Source organism: Methanocella conradii HZ254 (genome assembly GCF_000251105.1).
Lineage (GTDB): Archaea > Halobacteriota > Methanocellia > Methanocellales > Methanocellaceae > Methanocella > Methanocella conradii.
In genome coordinates, this window is sequence record NC_017034.1 from 2,139,953 (window position 1) to 2,159,790 (window position 19,838).

Consider the following 19,838-nt stretch of genomic DNA (forward strand, 5'->3'; position numbering starts at 1 on the left):
ATAAAGCTCGATATAGCCAGGTGAATTGGATTGAGGTACGTGACTGTCGAGGAGATGCGGGCCCTGGAGGCCAACTCCGACTATTTTGGCGTGACATATGGAATGCTCATGGAAAACGCCGGCCGGAAGGCCGCAGAGTCCATCATCGCCCTTTATAAAAAATGCAGGGTGCTCGTCGTCTGCGGCACAGGGAATAATGGAGGCGATGGGGCGGTAGTGGCCAGGCTGCTTGTGAACGCTGGCTACAATGTGATGGTCATCCTGCTTGGCAGGGTGGGCCAGGTAAAGCCCGGCCCGGCCCTGGTTAACCTGGAGATAGCCCGTGGGATGGATATCCCCGTGATTGAGGCGGCCACGCCGGGCCAGATCCCTGAGGAGGCGTTCGCGGAGTGCGACCTGATAGTAGATGCTATATTAGGTACAGGCTTCCACGGCATTCCCAGGGAGCCTGCCAGGACTGCCATACGATTGATAAATGAGAGCAAAGCCCATAAAGTGTCGCTGGACCTGCCGAGCGGCCTGGACGCGAATACTGGCGAATGCGTCGAGTGCGTATGCCCGGACCTCGTGATAGCCTTCCACGCCCCGAAAAAGGGGCTTGAGCGCTACCGTGTAGAAGTGGTGGATATTGGCATACCGGAGAAGGCGCTCACCCATACCGGCCCTGGAGACTTAATCGGGCTGAAGACGCGGAGCGATTTCGTGGAAAAAGGTGGTGGAGGGCGTTTACTTGTCATCGGAGGAGGCCCCTACACGGGTGCGCCCACTTTCACCGCATTGGCTGCCTACCGCTCCGGCGCGGAGATTGTCACGGTTGCCGCGCCCAGGAGGGCCGCTAGCATAATAGCATCTTTTTCGCCCGACCTTATCGTGAGGCCGCTCTCCCATGAGGACTTCATTGTTAGAGAGGATATACCTACGCTTAAAAAGCTTATCGAGAGACACCACGCCGTGGCGGTGGGCATGGGCCTTGGGAGGGAGCCTGAGACGCTGGCGGCCGTTAAGGAGATACTTCCATTGTGCGAGAGGGTTGTCATAGACGCTGATGCGTTGCAGCCCGATATGCCCCTGCATGGCATCATCACCCCTAACGTTCATGAGTTCGAGAGGCTGAGCGGTGAGCATCTGGGGCCGAATGATGATGCGGCCGAAAAAGTAAAGGCGTTTTCGGCAAAAAATGGCCTGGTCACGCTATGGAAGGGCAGCCCTGCGGTCGTTAGCGACGGCAACGTGGCGAAGGTGAACAGTACGGGTAACGCTGGAATGGCGGTCGGCGGCGCCGGGGACGTCCTGGCCGGGATCGTTGGGGCCTTCTATTGTCGCAACCCCGCATATAAGTCTGCCTGTGCCGCGGCCTTCATAAGCGGGGCCGCGGGCGACATGGCCTTCGAGGATAAGGGGTATGGAATGATGGCCTCTGATATGTTGAACATGATACCTTATGCTGTGAAGAAGTACTGGCCGAGAAAGGAAAAATAGTTAAGCCATATCGGCCAAGATATACCGGGGCTTGTACATGCGTTCCAGCGATTTCACCCATGTCGAGGGCGACAGGGTCAGGATGGTAGACGTGGGGGCCAAGGAGGACGTCGTCCGCACGGCCAGGGCAAGCGGCATCATACGATTAACCAGGCAAACTATGGATTTAATAAAGACGGGCAGCGTTAAGAAGGGGAATGTCTTGGCGACGGCCAGGATTGCGGCCATCCAGGCTGCCAAGCACACGTGGGAGACGATACCTCTTTGCCACCAGATCCCGATCACTGGAATCGACGTGGACTTTGAGGTTGGCGATACGACCATAAAGGCCACCGCCGAGGTGCGCTCGGTGGGCAAGACGGGCGTGGAGATGGAGGCGCTCTGCGCCGTGAGCACTGCGCTGCTAACCATATGGGACATGGTTAAAGCCGTCGAGAAGGACGAGACCGGCAATTACCCGGAGACGCGTATTTCAGACATCATTGTGGAAAAAAAGGTCAAGGAGCAGCCTGGTAAGCGATGATGTCGGTCCGCGTTGTTCTGGTGGAGCCCAGGTATGAAGGCAACGTGGGCGCCGTCTGCCGGGTGATGAAGAACTTCGGGTTTAGCGAGCTCTTTTTGGTAAAGCCGTGCGGGCTTGGCGACTTCGCGAAGGCCATGTCCATGCACGCCCGCGACGTACTCGAGTCGGCCCGCATCGTGGACACGTTTGAGGAGGCGCTTGAAGGCGTTGATATCGCCATTGCGACCACCGGTAAGCCCGGGGCCAGGCTTGCTGGCCATGTGAGGCATCCATATTTTAACCCGAAAGAGCTTCGGGAGATGCTCGAGGATAAAGCGGGCACTGCGGCGCTCGTTTTTGGAAGGGAGGACCGTGGCCTGACCAACGATACGCTGGAGAGGTGCGACATCGTCGCATACATCCCTACCTCTAAAGAGTACCCAATAATGAACCTGTCTCAGGCTGTGGCCATATTCATGTACGAGCTTTCAGGCTTTAAGGGCGGCAGGGTCGCCCTTGCAAGCCGTGAATTGATGGACGTCTTTTATAGCCATTATGAAGGGCTATTGGACGATATAGGGTATCCCGAGCATAAGAAGGGCAGGACCATGACTATGCTGAGGCGCATCTATGGCAGGGCGATGCTCAACGAGCGGGAGTACTATACGATGATGGGCGTCCTTCATGAGATAGAGCTGGCCCTGGAGCGGGCCAGGAAACATGGCTAGCAGGCGTTGTACTTCTTGATTATTTCCTTGAAGGCGTCGGCCACGATGCCCAGCTTTTCCCTTCCTACCCCAAAGGTGCTTATCTTAAAATTCTTAGTGAGGCCTGGCTTTATCCCGTGGATGCTGCGGGCCTTCATCTCGCGGTATAGGAAGTAGCGGTCGGTTTTTTGGGATATCTCGTAGAGGGGCATTGCCTCGAAGAACATGAGGTCATGGTTGTGAGGCTTGTCCCCCATCTGCCTGAGGCCCAGATTTTCGAGCTGCGCGGAAAGCCATCTTGCGTTTTCGACCTCTTTTTGCCAGTTTTCCGGCCTGGCGCGCTCGTATACGGCAGGAAATGATGCGATCATGGTCATTATCGTGGCCCCGCGGGCCGTGCAGCCGAGCAGCTCGATCTCCTTTGTCTTGTGCGTTTTCGACTTTTCGAGCACTATGGGGGCGTATTCTTCGCTTACCCCTAATACGCCGATTGGCCCGGAGGCCGACATGGACTTGTGGCCGCTGCCCGCCACGAAGTCTGCGCCGAGCTCTTTTGCGTTGAATGGCATCCTGCCTATTGCGTAGGCGCCGTTCACGAGGAATGGTATGCCATTATCGTGCACAAGCCTTGATATCGCCTTCACGTCCGCAAGGTTGCCATAATTGCCGTCCGGATAGGTGAGGAGGGCTAGCGCCGGCGGCCTCCCCGTTTCACGCTTTACCTCCTCGATGGCCTGGGCGTACTTCTCAAGCGTGATCTTATACTCAGGGGCAGGAGTCTTTTCCACAAGCTTAACGTTAAGGCGGGCACGCTGGGCCGCCACCAGAGATGAATAGTGTGCATTCCCATCCATGACGACCCAATCCCCCTCCTTGCAAATAGAATGCATTACCGCGAACTTGGCCTCCCGTGCGCCATTGGTGATGCGCACATGGTCGCATCCCAAAAACTCGGGCAGCGCCTTGTGCACGAAATCGTATATTGGGGGCGTCTTTATCTCATCAAGCGCGCCGCCACAATAATCGCATACCGAGTACTCATCGCCCCACTCCTGTAGGGCATGCCTCGCCTCGGGCGTGAGTACGCCACCAGTCTGTAGGGGGTCAAGGTTTATATCTCTGGGAGTATCACGCTTAATGAATCCAAACTTTGACAGGTTAATAGACATTACACAAACCACATTTCACTGATTATATTTAAGATTGTCTTCACATGAAGGCTTAAACATAACTTTTATGTAGTAGAAATGACTTTCTAAACAGATGTTGGGCCCGTAGCTTAGCCAGGTCGGAACTGTCAAAAGGACAGCGACAAGCGCTCGGCTGATAACCGAGAGGCCCTGCGTTCAAATCGCAGCGGGCCCATCAATAAAAATTGATATCAGCTTTTCATTAAAAGCCAGACGGCTCTTTTAGGGGCTGAATGGTGGATTCGCTCCGCCCCCAGTCATTAGAAGCAGAAGATAGAACGTCTAACACATGGCACTCAACGCGAAAGCATAACCACAAACTTGAAAGCGAGCGAAATCATAGGGTAAGCATCTTATGAGAAACGTGAGGCTTTATGGCGATAATATAATCGTTGGCGGCGGGCTCGCAGGCCTTGTGGCCGCATTAAGGCTACACGGAGACACCATTTTATTATCAAGCGGGGTGGGCGCGACCGCAATTTCAAGCGGCACCTTCTCTCCTCTAGCTGGAGACGTCGAAGCTGAAGAATGGTTTATAAACTTGATGAATGCCACGGAGTGCCCCTACACAAGGGGTGACTGCGCTACAGTTTCACGGGATATAAAAAGCGGCATCGTCCAGGCATCCACATTAATCAGGGGCCGACCTGCTTTTATATCAATTAATGAACAGCCTGAGGGGTTCTTACCCATAGAATTCATGAGGGGCCGCTCGCTACAGGAGATGGCAAGAATACTGGACAATGATGAGGGCAGCGTCGACGCTTTATGCGACGCCTTAAAAAAGGCCAGGGCAGAAAGCATTCTATTGCCGCCCATACTGGGAATCTCGAGGACTGATGAGATACGGAAAAAACTATGTAATGTTTTAGGCGTGGAAGCTGGCGAGTATGCCATGGCACCCTCAGTCCTTGGGATGAGGCTGATACGAGCATTAAGAAAAAAGGCTACACAAAACCCCCGCATCGAAATGCTAGATATAGCGAGGGTCGAGCGAATCGAAGATGGACGAGTGATGGGAAAGATGGGGACCAAGGGCAAGCGGGAATTCATGGCGCATGCCGATAACCTTTTCATCGCTACGGGAGGCCTGCTGACAGGCTTTAAAGTTGAGGGCGACAGCCTGCTCGAGCCGTTTACAAGGGCAACCGTATGTATGGACTTCGAGGCAGACCTGAATGAGGAGTTTCTTTCGCAACACCCGCTCATGTACAAAGGGATTGGGGAGAAGCATTTCATAAAGGGCTTCAAGAACGTCCGCGCCCTCGGGTCGACTGCGCATGGCTTCGGCCTGTACAGGGCGCTGGTGAGCGGCTACAGGGCGGGTGAAGGCCTTGAGTGAGAACTGCATCAAGTGTGGCGTCTGCGAGATGGTCTGCCCTTCGGCGTTGAGCTCGCTAAGGGCCCTGGACATGGAGAGGTCGGCAAAGCCCCCCGCCGAGGTCACTAATTGCACCACGTGTAACCGCTGTGTGGCCGCCTGCCCCATGGGCGTCCCGATAACGAAGGCAATAGAGGGCATGCGTAGAAGCCTCTCTACTCCAGGCTACCTGGAGACCCTTCATAATATTTCGACGTATGGCTTATCAGTCGTGCCGGGCATAAGGCTCGACGTAAGCCCGAGGCGCTGTAAGACGGCATACTTTGCAGGCTGCCTCACCAATTACAGGCTGCGCCAGATTGGCGAGGCTGTCGAGTACACGCTGCGCTTCATGGGAGTAGAGTTCACACGTATCGAGGAGGTCTGCTGTGGCTCGCCACTGAACCGCATCGGAAGGTTTGACCTTGCGAAGGGCATGCTTGAGAAAAACCTGCGGCAATTCAGGGAGCTCGGCGTGGAGACCATAATCACTTCGTGTCCTGGATGTACGTCGACGCTGCTGGAATACCAGGACGAGTTTGAGGTAGTCCATTACCTTGACGTGTACGACTCGCTTGGCATTTATAACGTTTTACAAAAAGAGGAATACAGGGCCACGTTGCAATACCCATGCCACCTCTACAGGAACGTATCGCCCTATATGATGAAGGTAGCCGAAAGGATATTGAAGCGGATGTGCAACTATGTGCCCATGGAGGAGCCCGACAGGTGCTGCGGGGCCGGGGGAGGCGTAAGGAGGAACGACATCGGGCTGGCAAGGTTTCTAAAGCAAAGAAAGGCGGCGGATATCAGGGCCGTATCGCCTGACGTGGTGGCGGTCGTCTGTCCGCAGTGCAGCGTCCAGCTTTCCGAGGATTTTACCGCTGAAGACCTGTCGATTTTAGTGGGCAGGAGCATCAGGCATAGCGCGTGAGTACCTCCTCGCGGTCAAAGGCCTTCACGCTCGCCTTTATGAGGAGGGCGTCCATCAATGCAACGGCTATGCTTAAGGCCAGCAACATTTCGATGGTCAACGACAGGTATCCGAAAAGCTCCATTATGAAGACGCCCATGATGGGTATCACGAAGACTGCGCTGACCTGCTGTGCAGCGCGTATGTCATTCATCCGCGAGGAGATCACGATTGAGAGGTATACGGACATGGCGGCGAATAGAGGGGCGGTGACCAGAATGGCGAATAGCCATAGCGTGTTAGGTATTATGGCATAGCCGAATATTCCGTAGGTCATCGCGTCCACGAGCACGGCATATATGAGGAAAGAGGCCCAGGTGATGAGCACTGAGGGTATGATGGCGGCGAGGGCCTTGCCTGCTAGTATGTCGCTGGTCGACGCAGGAGTGGCCAGCAAGGGCTCCAGCGTGCCGCATTTCTTTTCACCGACGATGCTGTAAGAGGAGACCAGCGTCGGGATGACGCTCGGCATCATCAGGTAGAATGGCAGGTTGCATTGCACGATGAAGGCGACGAGCACCTGCCTGGGCGTCATGGCGTCGGCGCCGGGCACGAAGCCCTTAAAGGCAGCTACATCAGCCCATGACACATTTACCGGCAAGGCAAATAAATATATAAGAGGAATAAGTACCGAAAAGACGAGAGGGAAGCTCGACATCGTAAAGAGTATATACTTATTTTTCAGAACTTCCTCAAACTCCTTTTTTATGACCACTATAGCGTCATTATGCAAGGCGGCCACCCACTAATTTCATGTATACGTCCTCGAGAGACGTCCCCAGCTCGCTAACAAACTGGATGCGGCCCCCGGCCTTGACTATGTTGTAGATGATATCAGCGTTATCCGATTCCGGGTCCTCTACCTCCAGGACGAGGCTATTTCCCTCTTTTTCGACAAATCGTACGCTATCCATGCCATCCAGGATGGATAAGATGCGGTCGCTCATGCGCTCAAGGCGTATGATGATTTTTCTGCCAAACGAGTACTTCAGCCTTTGAGGGGTGCCGGCGCCGAGTATCCTTCGGTTCATTATGGCAATTCGGTCACAAAGCCTTTCGACCTCGTCAAGGTTGTGGGTGCATAAAAGTATAGTCCTGCCCTCCTTCCTGATGGAGCGGATTGAGTCCCTCACGATTCGGGCTGATTCGGGGTCGAGGCCCGAAGTTGGCTCATCCATGAAAAGCAGCCTTGGCTCATGGATTAGGCATCTCGCCAGGGCCAGCTTTTGGCGCATCCCCCTTGAAAAGCCGGCAACGGGCGAGTTCCTCAGGCTCCACAGGCCAAACAGGCGCAGGTAATGCTCGATGTTGCGATTTGCCTTCTGCCGCCCCATGTGGTAAAGGTCTGCGTAAAACCGCAAGTTCTTATACACGCTTAGCCCATCGTAGAAGCCAGGATTTTCCGTTAGTATGCCCACCATGCCTCGAATTTTGCTGGCCTCATCCGGGCTGAGGACGTCCATGCCGCACACGTATGCAGTGCCCTTGCTCGGCTTGATAAGGCATGCCAGCATTCTAATTGTCGTCGTCTTTCCCGCCCCGTTGGGCCCCAGTAGCCCGAAAATCTCGCCCTCGCCTACTCTCATGTCGACAGAATCGACTGCGGTGAAACCATTAAACGTGCGGGTAAGGCCGCGCGCCTCAATCATTTGATAAACCATAGCCTATAAAATAATTATTATATCATTTATATAAACATATATCTATTAATAAGCAATTGATAAAGAAACCACTAAAGAAATAAAAAAGATTTACATAATACTCGCTTATTTCCACCTCGTAAGGATCTCCTCGCGGTCAAACATAGACTTGCCAAGGATGAGCACCACAGCGTCGAGGGCCAGGATTAGCATGGCCGCTCCTACCATCACCTTCAGGTCTATGAGCACAAACCCGGCCATCTGGCCGATAAACAAGGACATTATAGGCACAACCAGCACCGCGCTTATCTGCTGCGCAACCCTCGGGTCGTTTACCCGAGAGGAGACTATAATGGCTATCATGATGCCCATGAAAGCAAGCAGAGGCGCGAGCACTAGCATGCCTAAAAGCCATACAGCGATGTCGGGGAATATTATCCTATGCAGGCCGGTATAGGTGATCGCTCCCGTGATTACACAAAACAGTATGGCCGATATCCAGGTTGCCGCCAGCGCGGGGATTATCGCTGACAGGGCCTTACCGGCGAGGATATCGTACACGCTGACCGGGGCGGCTAAAAGCGGCTCCAGGGTTCTATTTTTCTTCTCGCCTATAATGCTATAGGAGGCCACGATAGTAGGCAATATGGCGGGCAGCATCATGAAGAACGGGATGACAGCATTCATGAAGAATGAGATGAGCGCTTCCTGTGACTTGCCGAGTGCCGTCGCAATATAGGACGTCTCGTTCGCGTCAAGGTATGCCTCAGGATAGAAAACGGCGGGCGCTATGAGCGAGGCCGGCAGGAGGAGCGAAAAGAGCAATGGCACCGCCACCAGCGAGCCGAGAATGTACTTATTTTTCATTATCTCGTCGAACTCTTTCCCTATTATCGCGTTTACCTTGTCTATGCTCATTTGGCTGCCCCCGTTATCTTGAAGTAGACGTCCTCTAGCGAGTGCCTGTTTTCATAGATGAACTGTACCTCGGCGCCCATCGACACTAAAACCCTCAATAAGTCAGGATTATTCTCATCGGGCGAATCCACGCTCATCGTTATGGTATTGCCGTTTACGACGACGTTCTTTACGTAGTTCAGCAACCTTATGCTGTCCACGATCTGTGGCGTGATGCCTTTTAATTGTATGGATATAGAGCGCCCGTATAGCTCTGCCTTTAGCCTGGACGGCGCGTCCACGCCGAGAAGCCTACCCTTAAAGATGCCAATGCGGTCACATATGCGGTCCGCCTCATCAAGGTTGTGAGTACAAAGGAAAATGGTTCGCCCCTCGCTTTTCAGGTCGAGGATGAATTCCCTGACTATTCTCGACGCTTCGGGGTCAAGGCCCGATGTGGGCTCATCCAGGAATAATACCTTGGGCTCATGTATAAGGCAGCGGGCAATGGCCATCTTCTGTTTCATGCCCTTGGAGAAGCCGCCCACAGGCTCGTCGCGCTTATCCCAGAGGCCCATCATCCTCAGATAGTGCTCTATGCGCTCCCGCCGCCTTGCCTCGGGCACCTCGTATAGCCTGGCATAAAAATCGAGGTTTCGCCAGGCGCTCAGCGTGTCATATAGCCCCGGAGACTCCGTGAGCAATCCTATCCTTTTTCTAATCATCATCGCATCTCTCTCATCGAGAATGCTCAGGCCATCGATGAAGGCCTCGCCTTCAGTTGGCCTTATGAGGCACGCCAGCATGCGCACCGTGGTCGTCTTGCCCGCCCCATTCGGCCCTAAGAAGCCAAATACTTCGCCTTCCCTAACGCTTAAATCCAGCCCGTTCACCACTCTGTTATTGCCGAAAGAGCGTGTTAGCCCTCTTGTCTCGATCATTTGCCTACCACGATATACCACTTTAAAGAAACCATATTATTTAATCATTGAGGCGCTTAACTCTCATCATGCTTGATAGGCCGGTGATAGTGGACGAGCTTGACGGCATGGTGCTCATCGGCTCCGTCCACTCGCTGCGGGAGCCGGCAAGGGAGATAATAAAAAGGATGGCCACGCTATCTCCAGATTACGTCTGCGTCGAGCTTTCTGCGCCCCTGCAGCCAACGAAGTCGTTCGAGCTGGAGATGGCAAGGGAACGATACCTTGACAGGTTCGTGTGCATAGACAGGCCGATAGAAGTGACCATATCGCGCTATATGAGCGGTACCAGGCCCATCGACTTTCTAAAGGAAGCGGTCGTCAAGTACTTTTACCTTCCATTTAACGTGGCCTCCATAATAGCTTTTAATAATTTTCCAGGCTTATATAAAAAGCTCACTGGCGGCAGGTTTTTCACCTTCGGCTGGTCGGAGTGGGACTCAAGGGCGTATATATTTGAGCGCGATGAGTATATGGCTGGCAGGCTGGCATCGATGCTAAAGTCTGGCGAGCTAAGGGGAAGGTGTGCCGTCCTCGTCGGCAGGCGACACTTGCCTGGCATGAAATGCATACTAGAGGCCTTCAAGTCCACAAATGACATAGGAAGCTATTACGCTGGAGGGCGCGTTTACGAAGTATTCAGCCTCGCAGAGCTTGAGGAGCCTTACACGCTGAGCTATGAAGAGAGCAGCCGCAATTTCGTCAGGAACAGGCTGATAGAGGCGGTCGTGAGGGCTATCTTCCTCTCGTCATACGTGGTAGTCTTATTCCTGCTGCTCGCTGCCCTCATATTGATAGCCACAGCAGGCGCATTGATATTAATAAAAGGCAAGCTTTGAATTAAAAAGTTAGAGTACCCCAATAATAGGGGCTACTCCGACAGGAGAATAGCGTTAACTTCGCCATCCTGCCCGGGCCTGCTCGTTATCTTCGCCTTGCCGATATCGGTCATGACGATGGCCCCCTTGGTCAGGATGTTTCGCCTAATATAGTTTTTATTCGCCGGGTTATCGACCTCAGTGGTCATCTTGACCCTTTGCGTCTTCCCTGTCTTCGGGTCCGTCACGTTGACCATATCCTCCTTAAGGACCTTGACCTTCCTGCCATTGCCCATTACGTTGACGGTCTTCCTGACGGTCGGCCCTATGACCGGCTGGATGATATCCCTGCCCAGCTCGAACTTCCTCTTGCCGCGGTTCGGCCTGAGCCTTCCTCCAGTGAGCTTTCTTATTGACTTTCCTTGATACTTCATTATTTTACCTCGATGAGACTTATGGACTTCTAAATAGACTATCCGTTTAATGTATAAAAGTTGTATAAATAAGTATTGGGCGTGAGCGTGATTTTTTTAGGGGTCACGATTTTTAAGTCGCGTGTTTATTAGCTTATGGTGGCTGATGTACAGGATTGGTGAGAAGCCCGAGGTGGGCAGCATTGCGCCTGATTTCAAGTTGAAATGCTCAGACGGCGATGACGTGAGGCTCTCCAGCTATATCGGGCGGGTGAACATACTGCTTGCCTTTTATAGGGGCGCTGCCGACCCGTATAGCATGAGGTGGCTTTCAAGGCTGAGCGATGATTATCTTTATTTTAGAAGCCTCGACACGGACGTCCTGGGCATCAGCCCCGATAGCGTTGATAAGGCCCGGAATACTGCGACCCGCCATAAGATACCGTTTAAGCTGCTGTCGGACCCGTATTTTAAAGCCATAAAGGATTATGGCGTGTTCGATGACCTGGAGGATGGAGACTATGCCGCCGTATTTCTGGTCGATAAAACTGGAAGGGTGCGCTATAAGCATGTCGGAATCGCGCCGAGCGAGATGCCTTCGAATGACGAGCTGATGGAGACTATCCGTATGATAGCGTGATGGTGGGCTGTTCTTATGGAGTTTGGGCATAAATACGAGGAGCCTGTGGCCGCCCCGGGCCATAAGGCGCCTGGATTCGCGCTGAAGGATGAGGAAGGGCGGAGCGTGTCGCTATATGATTTTATCGACGGCCACAGCGTCGTGCTTGTTTTCATCCGTGACGTGGACGATGCGCATACGGGTGAGCTTTTAGACTACTTAAAGGATAGCTATCCGCGCATTCGCTATCATAAAGGGGATGTTTTGGCCATATCCCCCGGCAGCGTTGATTTTAATAGAAAGCTCTTCGAGAAGCATAAGCCGCCCTTTCACATCCTTAGCGATGAGGATTGCTCGGCGCTGAAGAAATATGGCATCTATAACGAATATGATAAGCTTGTGGGCCCTTGCATTTTTGTCCTTAATCGTGCAGGGATTATAATGTACTCCTATGAGGGCAAGAATCCCGAGGATATCGTCTCCATGTCCGATGTCATCGCCGTCCTTCACGATGCCATGATAAGCCCTTTAGATAGAGAATATGAGATTTAATGGATAAGGTTTTATGGTGGCGTCGTCTTTATGGTGTTTGATGCTGACGCTGGGCCTTTATAACACGTATGACAAAGTGAAGGTGGTGGAGGCGCATTACCGCGGAATAGCGCGCGGGGCGCCGATAGCGTATGCTTATGGGTTCAACCTGGCACTCATCGGGTTTCCATATGAGTTCGAGGAAAAAGAATTGGTCGAGTTCGTAAAGGATAATACGACAATAGGGGCCTCAGGACTTTACCTGCAAAAGCTGTATGATGAGAAAAGGCTTTTCGTAATGGATGTTCCTGAAAAGGGCTTTCCATCGCAGTTCGGCTCGCTCGTCGTGACGACTTCTCACCCTGAAAGGAAGAAGAATGCAAGCGCCGAGGAAATTGCCGATATGATGATAAAGAATAGGCCATTGCTTATCTTGATAGGGCTCGGGCGCAAGGGACTGCCAAAAGAATACTTTGAGATGGCGCAGTATCATCTTGACATAACTGACGGGAAGGGCATCTCGCTGGAGACCTGTACGGCTATAGGGGCGATAGCAGCGAGGCTGTACACCATTGCAGAGTTCAAGAAGAAAGCCATTAAAAAATATTAGGCTTCTCGTTTTATGGCTACTTCTTTTTCGTCCATCAGCTTCACATCGATATCGAGCCTTTTTCCAATGTCATAAATCCTTTTATCTGCCGTGTATAGCGTAGCCCCCGCCTCTCTAGCAAGCTGCAAAGCCATGGCGTCATAGGCCAGCAAGCCATACTCGTTTTGAAGGCGCTTCATTCCATCTATGTCACGAAGGGACCTCATTTTAATCCTGTCCACGCCGGGTATTTCGGCTATGAACCCGTCGGGCCGAATGGCACGGCGCGGAAGCTTCGACAGCCAATCTCCATCTTTGCTGAGCACGTATAGCGAGGATGAATCATATATGATGGGTTTACGAGGGAGATATGGTACTATGATGAAGAGCAGGAGCATCAGCACGATGATTGCGAGGAACAGCATCAGCCAGTCAGTGCCGCTTATAAGCATGGTAATTATGCCCACGGGCTGTATCTCATGGGCTATAATCACCTGGGCATAGGCGACGCCCCTCAGGCCCAACGAGTCATAATGCTCTGCCTTGAGGTAGTATTTACCGTTTATCTGTGGGACCACCCATATAAGCTCGGACACGTTGCCTATAACGCTGGATTCGCCGATCCTGGCCCACGTCGAGTTGTCTGTCGAGCCATAGTAGACCACGTACCCGGGGTCGCTTGAAGGGGGCACGGAGGTTTCTATTAAGGTCTCATTGTCCCGGATGACATCGCCAGGGGCGGGAGTTATGAAGACTATGTCAGGGTATCCCGTGGGTATCGGCGTTGGCGTGGGCGTCATCGTTGGCGTCCACATGGCGTACGGCTCGCTATACTGGCGTATAGTGGGCCGTGGCGTTGCCGTGGGCGATGGGCTGTAGACGGCGATACTGAATGGCTCTGTGGCTGCCGTAAAAAATGATTTTCGGTCAAGCGTATAAGGTATCGTATAATTAATTTTTATGAAATATGAGGGTACCAGGCCATAATAATCGATTAATTGGGTTTTCCACTCTGAGCCAGCGCTCAGCACCATGTTTGGGGCATATGACGCTATCTCAGTGGTGTTGAAAGGATCGGAAGCAGATGAGCGGTATATTTTCACGCTGTTCAGGCTTATGTTGAACTCGCTCTCATCTGGCACCGTGGCGTTTATGTGCCATGTGCCATCGTCTGGATGCGACTTGGATATCTGGAATGATGTGTTTGTGTATCCTGAAAATGCCGGCTCCCCGCGTGTTTGGGGCTTGAGGTACGTGAAATGGATTGATGCGGCCGTGAAATTTACGTCGAGGGACGGCGTAACGTTGAATGCAATCGCCATTCGATTTTTCTGGCCTGGCGCCATCTCATTAAGCGTCCATGTCACGGCATCGTTTATATACACTTCGCCGCCGTCGTTGGCCGTCCACACCTTGCTCAATCCAGCGGGTAAAGCTTTCTGGTACCAGAACCCGGTTATATTGCTGTCGCCGATGTTCTCGATCTCTACGATTAGCCTTATCTCTTGCTGCGTGCCCGCATATAACGATGGAGGGACGATGTACTCATTGAGCTTTAAAGGGATGGAGACTTCACTATCCCGTAGTGTATAGGATTGGGTAAAATTTGATTGGGGCTCGACGCTTTTTATGAACCAGGCTGAGCCATCTGGCGACGTAACGTTTACCGCCGTTAGAGGCGATGAAGAAGAGGGATTTATTACTGTTAAGATGCTGCTGATTATTGAATGTGATATGGTACCATTTTGATGATAAATTATGCCATCTACCCTGTCTATTGTCTGTATTGATGGCTGATACCCTTCTGCATAATCTATATTGATGAGGCAGGCTATTATGAAAAAAATATTTAGAAATATCAGGCATCGCTTACTCATGCGGGTCCACTCCTACCACCATGAGGTCGGAAAGTCGATAATCTCCATTGCCCGTTGCAGTATATGTGATATTCATTACCTGGTTAGCGGGTATATCAAATGGGCCGAATATGTTCATGATGCCCGATAATATTCCATTGCTTACCGGTATTGAGTTAACGTGGGGGTCGCTGAAATCGCTTACTGTGAAGCCATTGGAATAAAAATCATATGCGCATACTCCGCGCAGCGTATGTGAATCATTATTTTTAATGGACATGCATACGCTAAAGGCATTGCCGCCTAATGGCGCTATTGAATGGGTCACGCGTACCCGGACTGGATATACTATAGAAAGCTGTGTACCGTTGTTATGTGTCACGCCGTTCGACTCGGTGGCTGTGACAATAAAATCATAAGTATCTGTGTCTATTGTCGTGTTCAGGTTCAGGTCTTTTTCGAACTTTTTCCATAGGCTGGGATTGTTTGTATCGACGGCTATCTGGCTCATCGGTAAGGGCCCCATCAGCGTCGTTCCATTACTGTACTTGATGGTCAGGTTTGCCCTGACTATGTCATATGAGCCGAACGGGTCGGTCACATTTGCAATGACCTTTATGCTTGCCGGTGGCGTCGCATTCGATATGGGGATGCCATTGGTATCAGTAATAGTAACGCTTTTTACGTTGATGTAGCTCTGAGTGTCCATGTCCATGTGTGAAGGACGGTCTGATGAGTGGTAAAGTGTTAATTGCCTATCTGAACGTAATATCAACACCAGTTTGCTTCCAGCCGGAATACTTACGTTAGAGCTGGAGAGGGCTATGCTGAAATTGAGCGTGGCATAGGCTCGTCTACCAATAGTAATTTGGCCTGTCCATGAGCCAATAGTCGTGTATGTTGCTCCATCATAGTATTGAAGCCAGGCTGATATCGTAAAAGGTCGCCGATTAACGGAATTATATAAATAAAGGGTTGCGTCGGGGTCTCCCTGGATGATAAAATTCTTTGCAAAGGCGGGATTCTGGGTCCAGGAATAATTCGTATTAGCGCTCATAGTAATAGAAGCAACAGCAGACGAGTTCGACGATGTATTAAGATAATTGCCCCATGACGTATTATTATGTAAATAAAGGGTCTTCACCACGGTATCATTGGATAACACTATTTTATCCATAGCGGTCGAAGACACACTCAGGTTATTTGATGAGCGGGCCGTCACGTTAACCACGTCGACGTCTCCCAGGCTCGCATACACCGGCACAGTAACCTGCACAATGATGTCAACGCTATTCGAGGGACCTAGCGAGCCAGTATCAGGAATGCCATCATTATCAGTATCCGGCAAAGCCGTAATCCCATCAGCCTTCAACAGTCTTACCGTCCACCCTGGAATAGTAGAAGTATAGCTTATATCGAATACGTCATTTCCACCAGAATAAAGGTTAATCACAGTATGCTTAAAATTCCATATGGTATCAGGTACGCTGCTTTTCGTGTAATTCGGCAGTATCGACACTGCCGGTGATGACGATTGAAGCGTGAATTGAATCGTTTTATTATGTGTGACCCCGTTCGACTCATTACCCGTCACGTTAATGGTATAGACGCCTGCTGGCAGAGAGCTGCTTAACGTTAAAGGAGCGTTATCAAAAGTCTTCCATAACGGCGGGCTGGAGGGGTCCGTCGAATTATACGTCATTTGCTGGTTATAAACGAGGGCCGTCCCGTTTGGGTAAAAAATCGATATGCTCGCATTCGATATGTCATATGCGCCTATCGGGTCCGATACATTAGCCGTAACATATAAAGTATCCCCATAGTTGAAATTTGAAGTACTGGCCGTGCCATTTGACGTATTAATACCTGTAACATTAACATAGGTTGAAGTGTTAATCCTAACACACGTCCTATAAGTATTACCATAATACACCGTCAACGTCTGGGACTGGAGGTTTTCGATTTTTAAGATAAGATAAGACCCTTTCGGCACCACCACGTTACCACTTATCGGAGTAAAATTAAACGTGTACAGTGAAGGATTGACATTGGTAGCAGCAGGCAAGATATCGTAACTTGACCCGATAAGCGCCGTATAACTGCCATTCGTATATAATAATGATGCGTTGACATTTATTGAACTGGTCGTTGAGGTCTTATAGTATAAAGGAACATTGATATAGCCAGCGATGGTAAAATTGTCGGAGAAAGCCGGTGCCTGGCTCCATAGCGCAAATGAGGAAGTAATGGCTTTAGTCGCCGAGCTCGTCGACTCTGGCGTCGTGTTCAACGTTGTTGAATGCATATAGAATGTTTTAACTGCCAGAGGAGGGAATAGCGTGTTAGTATATAGCCTGGCAGATAAAACATTTGAGGGCTGGCCTGCTGGATTCACTTTTAGCATGGTAGTATCAAGGACTGCAAGGCCAGCCGTCGATGGTACCAGCTTTTGTACTAATAAGCTAACAGAATCATCCGCTTGTAATGATATACAAGGCGCGCCCGTATTTATGTCCCTGTATGCATTATTTACCCAGTCCCACACGCCGTCGCCATTATCATCTCTTGCCAGCAGGATCGTGTTGTCTAAATAATATAGGTATGTCGGCCAATGGGCTGTCGAAGGAGACACGTTAAGATCAAACGTCCTATCTGCGCCCATGTTCGATAGCGTTAAACTATAAAATATGTTTTCGCCAGGGCTGACCTGGCCAGACTGGTCGGGATAAACGTTAAAGTCGCTTATATATATTACGATTGACTTTAAATCGTTTGAACTTTTTTGATCTATGTTGTTGCCATTAGAATCATTAAGTTGAGTGTATACGTTAATCGTATATGAGCCGATTGTAACATTCTCGATATCCCATGGGAATGATACCTGGGCCGTTTCAGCATAAGGCACCGTAAGGGTGACGTTTGTCTCATTATGATATACTATATTGCCTTGACTGTTTTTAATGTCAACTACGACTTTAGGATTCTGGTCTGTTACGCCGACATCCATGACAGTAGCATTTATAAATGCCATAGGATTGGTGGATGCGTCGAGGCTTGAGCCGTTGGCGGGCGATGTTATCTCCTTTATACCGACATCATAAACATTGCTAGCTATGGCATTATTGATCGTACTCATAGTTGAGTCTACAGTCGATCCTACTCCCCATATTACAGGTACCACCCATGTTTCTCCTTTTTTTAATACGATACGGTCCCATGCCTCTGCCATGCCCCCATCGACGCCATTAGTGCTTGTGCCATTTTGTAGATTATCTCCAGCTATACGAGTCCATATCGTTCCATATTGGTTTACATCGTGCTTAGAGCTCAATATCGACGAGCGGAATCCACCGACATGAATGGCATCGGGATTAGCGTTACTCTTATAGCCATAAACGATGTCATTTGATGAATCATAGAAATTATCGTCATTCGAAATATCGCCATTGAAGTTAAAATCGCATCCTTGATAAAACCTGAAACCGTTGATATCATTAGCTCCCGAATTATTGATATAATAAATAGTGGCGAACCAAAGGTTATTATTCCTTATGATAGTCTTTTGAGTAATATTGACATATGAGGGAGCACCGGTAACCTGTGGTGTCCTATAATTTGATATTATCACGCTTTCTACAGACCCATCGGGGACCGTATTGAATCCGACTATTATCGGCTGTCCTATGTCTGTATATGCATAAGCAGCATTACTGTAAGTGGCATAATTACTTCCGCCATTGCCAAACATCATCGTGTTATTATTATTTATATTATACATTCTTACGGCGGTTTTGGAGCCAGCATCGGCATCGATGTTAGTCCCATAGTTGTTATCTCCATTCCTGCCAAGGTGGTCGTTAGCAGCTATTGTCGTACTGGAATCGCTCTGGTTAAATGGGTATACTATTGCCGAGAGCTGGCCTCCCGTAATGACATTTAATGCAAGGGAGGCGTTAGCCATCGGCGGAGAAAGGGTTATATCGTACCCATTTATAGGGTCATCGTAAAAGTACAGCGTTCCATTCTCTACGTACCAATTAACTTCGTATTTCTCATACTCGCCCGTAGTGCGGTTTATTTCAATATCATTCTTTATCTCAACGCCATCTTCCCTTACGATTTTTTGAACGGTATAGCCGTCTGGTACGGGGGCCGACATGCGGTACCAGCATCCATCGACCTTATCGTTAAGCGAGAGGTGTATGCTGGTGCCGTCCTTACTAACCGTAACCGATGTGGTGGCCTTCGTTATGTCCCTGGTAACGTTGAATTGTCGGGCGACCTCATCAACGTTGCCGTTGTCGACGGGTATTACCACCTCGACTGTTTTATCCTCTTTTTTAATGCCTCCGGTATTCGTCTCATCCTCAACGGTACTCGAACCTAGCGTTTTTACGCCTTTAACGTTCATGCCCTTTAGCTTAGGCTCATCCTTTATAATTGAGGCAACGTCCGAAGATACGCTGCTAACGTTCGCCCTTACCACGATAGCCTTCTGAACGGGGTCATATGCCGCATACTGCACGCGAAAGCCCTTATCGACGCTAACGCCCATGCTCACATTAAAGTAGGCCATCGTATAGTTGTAGACGCCATTCTCATTCACGTAGGCGATAACCGTGTAATTGCCCAAAACGATTGACTTGTCCTGCTTAAAGGCACAAGAATATGTATCGTTGCCCACGCTTTTCACTTTGAGCCTTACCGTATTATTAACGGGGTCTTGAACGATGACCGTCGGCGTGCCAGCATTCGTCCTAACCGTTATATCGACCTGCTCCATTGGAGGATAATCATTTTTCGACGTATTTACGAGCAGGTATAGCGGCCGCTCTTCCGTCGTCTCATTCGTCAGGTTAGCGGGCTCAATCGTGGGCTCTGGCGCTGGAGAGGCCAGGACAGGGCGGGTAACCACCAGGAAAGAATCGTTAGCGCTAGCTCCCGTAGCATTATCAAAAGCCACCACAGTATAATTATCCAAAATAATGCTGCGGTTCAACGCGTATTCGCCAACGAATGCGCTCTCATTAACCCGCGCAAGCGTAACATTATAAACCAAACCCGCAGGGTCAATAATGCTGAGAAGCGGGTCCGTTGCGTTAAAAACGAAGGCCCTGACCACGTCATTCGGGTAATAAGTATGGCTCTCTAAAACCAGGGTCAAAGGCCCCAACGTTATGCCATCAGGGGCCGCAATAGGCGTTGAAGAGTTACTAATAGACATGGAAACGCCCGCAGCCTGGTCTTCTGCCATAACGTACGGGACGTTAAGCATGCCTATTAT

General features: G+C 50.5%; 17 protein-coding genes and 1 tRNA gene. 10 read left to right on the forward strand and 8 right to left on the reverse strand.

Annotated features, from left to right (window positions below; all coding sequences use genetic code 11):
• Positions 1–39 precede the first annotated feature (39 nt).
• Genes MTC_RS11245 through MTC_RS11255 form a run of 3 tightly spaced genes read left to right on the forward strand, consistent with a single transcriptional unit; the run spans position 40 to position 2,709 of the window.
• Complete coding sequence (locus MTC_RS11245) at positions 40–1,479, forward strand: NAD(P)H-hydrate dehydratase (RefSeq protein ID WP_237706013.1); 1,440 nt, start codon at positions 40–42, stop codon at positions 1,477–1,479.
• A 37-nt stretch (positions 1,480–1,516) separates the two neighbouring features.
• Positions 1,517–2,002 carry a cyclic pyranopterin monophosphate synthase MoaC gene (gene moaC / locus MTC_RS11250; RefSeq protein ID WP_014406820.1) on the forward strand — a complete coding sequence of 162 codons (486 nt, stop codon included), beginning with the start codon at positions 1,517–1,519 and terminating at the stop codon, positions 2,000–2,002.
• Entirely contained in the window at positions 1,999–2,709 is a 711-nt protein-coding gene (locus MTC_RS11255) for an RNA methyltransferase (RefSeq protein ID WP_014406821.1), read from the forward strand. The genes moaC and MTC_RS11255 overlap by 4 nt, the downstream gene beginning before the upstream one ends.
• Here the strand turns inward: MTC_RS11255 and pscS are convergent.
• Positions 2,706–3,857, reverse strand: coding sequence for an O-phospho-L-seryl-tRNA:Cys-tRNA synthase (gene pscS, locus MTC_RS11260; RefSeq protein ID WP_014406822.1), 1,152 nt, complete (start codon positions 3,855–3,857; stop codon positions 2,706–2,708). The genes MTC_RS11255 and pscS overlap by 4 nt on opposite strands.
• Positions 3,858–3,956: 99 nt before the next feature.
• Between pscS and MTC_RS11265 the strand changes: the two genes are divergently transcribed.
• From MTC_RS11265 to MTC_RS11275, 3 genes are all read left to right on the forward strand, one after another.
• Positions 3,957–4,053, forward strand: a tRNA-Ile gene (locus MTC_RS11265).
• Between the two features lie 180 nt (positions 4,054–4,233).
• Positions 4,234–5,220 (forward strand): FAD-binding protein, encoded by a 987-nt coding sequence (locus tag MTC_RS11270; protein ID WP_014406823.1) that lies wholly within the window; start codon positions 4,234–4,236, stop codon positions 5,218–5,220.
• Positions 5,204–6,172, forward strand: coding sequence for a (Fe-S)-binding protein (locus tag MTC_RS11275; protein WP_237705906.1), 969 nt, complete (start codon positions 5,204–5,206; stop codon positions 6,170–6,172). The genes MTC_RS11270 and MTC_RS11275 overlap by 17 nt, the downstream gene beginning before the upstream one ends.
• Here the strand turns inward: MTC_RS11275 and MTC_RS11280 are convergent.
• The 4 genes from MTC_RS11280 to MTC_RS11295 form a co-directional block, all read right to left on the reverse strand.
• A complete protein-coding gene (locus MTC_RS11280) occupies positions 6,156–6,953 on the reverse strand; it encodes an ABC transporter permease subunit (protein WP_237705907.1) in 798 nt (265 codons plus the stop codon). The genes MTC_RS11275 and MTC_RS11280 overlap by 17 nt on opposite strands.
• Positions 6,937–7,860 carry an ABC transporter ATP-binding protein gene (locus MTC_RS11285; RefSeq protein ID WP_014406826.1) on the reverse strand — a complete coding sequence of 308 codons (924 nt, stop codon included), beginning with the start codon at positions 7,858–7,860 and terminating at the stop codon, positions 6,937–6,939. The genes MTC_RS11280 and MTC_RS11285 overlap by 17 nt, the downstream gene beginning before the upstream one ends.
• Positions 7,861–7,977: 117 nt before the next feature.
• Positions 7,978–8,769, reverse strand: a complete 792-nt coding sequence (locus MTC_RS11290; protein WP_014406827.1) for an ABC transporter permease subunit — start codon at positions 8,767–8,769, stop codon at positions 7,978–7,980.
• Positions 8,766–9,689 carry an ABC transporter ATP-binding protein gene (locus tag MTC_RS11295; RefSeq protein ID WP_014406828.1) on the reverse strand — a complete coding sequence of 308 codons (924 nt, stop codon included), beginning with the start codon at positions 9,687–9,689 and terminating at the stop codon, positions 8,766–8,768. The genes MTC_RS11290 and MTC_RS11295 overlap by 4 nt, the downstream gene beginning before the upstream one ends.
• A gap of 68 nt (positions 9,690–9,757) precedes the next feature.
• Between MTC_RS11295 and MTC_RS11300 the strand changes: the two genes are divergently transcribed.
• Complete coding sequence (locus MTC_RS11300; RefSeq protein ID WP_014406829.1) at positions 9,758–10,567, forward strand: TraB/GumN family protein; 810 nt, start codon at positions 9,758–9,760, stop codon at positions 10,565–10,567.
• Between the two features lie 32 nt (positions 10,568–10,599).
• Here the strand turns inward: MTC_RS11300 and MTC_RS11305 are convergent, their stop codons facing one another.
• A complete protein-coding gene (locus tag MTC_RS11305; RefSeq protein WP_014406830.1) occupies positions 10,600–10,980 on the reverse strand; it encodes a 30S ribosomal protein S8e in 381 nt (126 codons plus the stop codon).
• A 145-nt stretch (positions 10,981–11,125) separates the two neighbouring features.
• Here MTC_RS11305 and MTC_RS11310 point away from each other — a divergent pair, with 145 nt between their 5' ends.
• From MTC_RS11310 to MTC_RS11320, 3 genes are read left to right on the forward strand one after another with little or no spacing between them, the layout of a single operon-like run.
• Positions 11,126–11,599, forward strand: coding sequence for a peroxiredoxin family protein (locus tag MTC_RS11310; protein WP_014406831.1), 474 nt, complete (start codon positions 11,126–11,128; stop codon positions 11,597–11,599).
• Positions 11,600–11,614: 15 nt separating this feature from the next.
• Entirely contained in the window at positions 11,615–12,130 is a 516-nt protein-coding gene (locus MTC_RS11315; RefSeq protein ID WP_014406832.1) for a redoxin domain-containing protein, read from the forward strand.
• Positions 12,131–12,170: 40 nt separating this feature from the next.
• Positions 12,171–12,719 (forward strand): DUF531 domain-containing protein, encoded by a 549-nt coding sequence (locus MTC_RS11320; protein WP_048189387.1) that lies wholly within the window; start codon positions 12,171–12,173, stop codon positions 12,717–12,719.
• Here MTC_RS11320 and MTC_RS11325 read toward each other — a convergent pair.
• Both MTC_RS11325 and MTC_RS11330 read right to left on the reverse strand, forming a co-directional pair.
• Positions 12,716–14,575, reverse strand: a complete 1,860-nt coding sequence (locus MTC_RS11325; protein WP_014406834.1) for a PIN domain-containing protein — start codon at positions 14,573–14,575, stop codon at positions 12,716–12,718. The genes MTC_RS11320 and MTC_RS11325 overlap by 4 nt on opposite strands.
• Positions 14,568–19,808, reverse strand: coding sequence for a hypothetical protein (locus tag MTC_RS11330; RefSeq protein ID WP_143767146.1), 5,241 nt, complete (start codon positions 19,806–19,808; stop codon positions 14,568–14,570). The genes MTC_RS11325 and MTC_RS11330 overlap by 8 nt, the downstream gene beginning before the upstream one ends.
• Positions 19,809–19,838: the final 30 nt, after the last annotated feature.